Source organism: Streptomyces niveiscabiei (assembly GCF_001419795.1).
GTDB classification, from domain to species: domain Bacteria; phylum Actinomycetota; class Actinomycetes; order Streptomycetales; family Streptomycetaceae; genus Streptomyces; species Streptomyces niveiscabiei.
On record NZ_LIRL01001235.1, the window covers coordinates 1 to 1,461 of the forward strand.

The following is a 1,461-nucleotide window of genomic DNA, read 5'->3' on the forward strand; positions in this document are numbered from 1 at the left end:
CTGGAATGCCGGTACCCACCGGCCGGAAAGGGCGGTGGGTACCGGGCGCGGGCGAGGGTCGGTAGTCAGGCGGCGATTCCGACCGAGGAGACGTAGGCGTATGCCGTCCAGTCGGAATCGAGGTCCGAGATGATGTCCTCCCAGATTTCGTCCATCATGTCCGCGTCCTGGTTGGCCCATGCGTCGACGAGGTCGTTCCAGATGTAGCGGACGGTGACAGAGCGGTTCGTCAGGTTTCGGTGCGTTCCCTCGGTACGGCGATAAGGCTGGGGAACGTTGCTTTCGTCGACGGGGTAGATCTCGATGCGCCTGCCCGCGCCGTTGTTGTCGAGATGCCGTTTGAGCCATCCGGAGCGGATGAGGTTTTCCCGCTTGCGCTCCCAATAGGCGTTGTCGATGCGCTCGCGGTTCGCGGGTGAGGGGGTGGCTTTTCCCTTCATCCAGGATTTCAGGGCGCGGTCGGAGACGCCCTGATTGCGGAGGGCCTCGCGTCCCGCAGCGCTGTCGAGGTACCGCAGGCGGGCGTTCATACCGCGCTTGGAGGTGGCGGGGGAGGAGATGCCGGACTGGTAGACGATCCGGTTGATCTCCATGATCAGGGCTTCGCCGCCTTTCACGCCCCGGGCACCGTATTTCTGCCACACGCCCCAGCGCTGCCAGAGTCCTGGTGATCCTGACATTATCGGCTACCCCCCAGCATGTAGGTGTTCTTTTCCTTGACCTGGCTCAGGTTCCGGCCTTCCGGAAATACCGGCCGCCAGTCACCCGCGATGTGAAGTTCGTCGGTTCCGGAGATTTCGATCACGGTCAGACCGGCCTCACGCGCCTTGTATGCCTTGCGCCACAGATTCGTGAACGCCTTGGTGCGAATGATGTGCATCCAGTCGGGCCGCCGGATCTCGGTGTTGGCGGCGGACTCTCCGATGGTGGACACGAACTTAGAATACATGGACTTCACGTATTCCGTGGTGATCTCGTCGTTTTCCTCAATGGCATTCTTGCGGACGTCGGCGAGGGCGCGGCGGAGTTTCTCCAACAGGATCTCCGTGCCGCCGGACAGGAGGGCGCGGTGGATGACCGGGGGGGCGCTCAGGTCCCAGGATGCGCAGTCCAGGAGGGTGCGGACCATCGAGTCGGGCACCCACACCGGGCCCGTCTCCTTACGGAAGCCCAGGGGGTTGGGGAGGTCGTCGTGCTCCCATTCCGGCGGGGTGATCAGGTAGACGCCCGACTTTTTCGGATGGTGCTGGTCGGTCTCTTCCTCGATCAGCTTCCCGACAGGGAGCCACACCTTGAAAGCGGAGAGATAGGCGGCGTTCATGTCCAGCGCCGTGACCTCGATCTGCTGGCCCTTCCTGGCGAGATCGTAGGCGGTTTTGTTGCGCCATTTCGGGCGCCCCTCCCAGATCTCGTCAGCACCCTTCTGCGATTTTTTCTGGAGAATCTCGTCCGTGGGCGGGA

The 1,461-nt window shown here is 63.0% G+C and carries 1 protein-coding gene and 1 pseudogene; both read right to left on the minus strand.

What is annotated here, in order from left to right:
* Window positions 1–65: 65 nt before the first annotated feature.
* On the minus strand, window positions 66–644 hold the full coding sequence (locus tag AOK24_RS42520) for a hypothetical protein (RefSeq protein ID WP_240554393.1): 579 nt from the start codon (window positions 642–644) through the stop codon (window positions 66–68).
* A 35-nt stretch (window positions 645–679) separates the two neighbouring features.
* Window positions 680–1,461 (minus strand): annotated as a pseudogene (locus AOK24_RS42525) (acyltransferase); the annotation flags it as partial.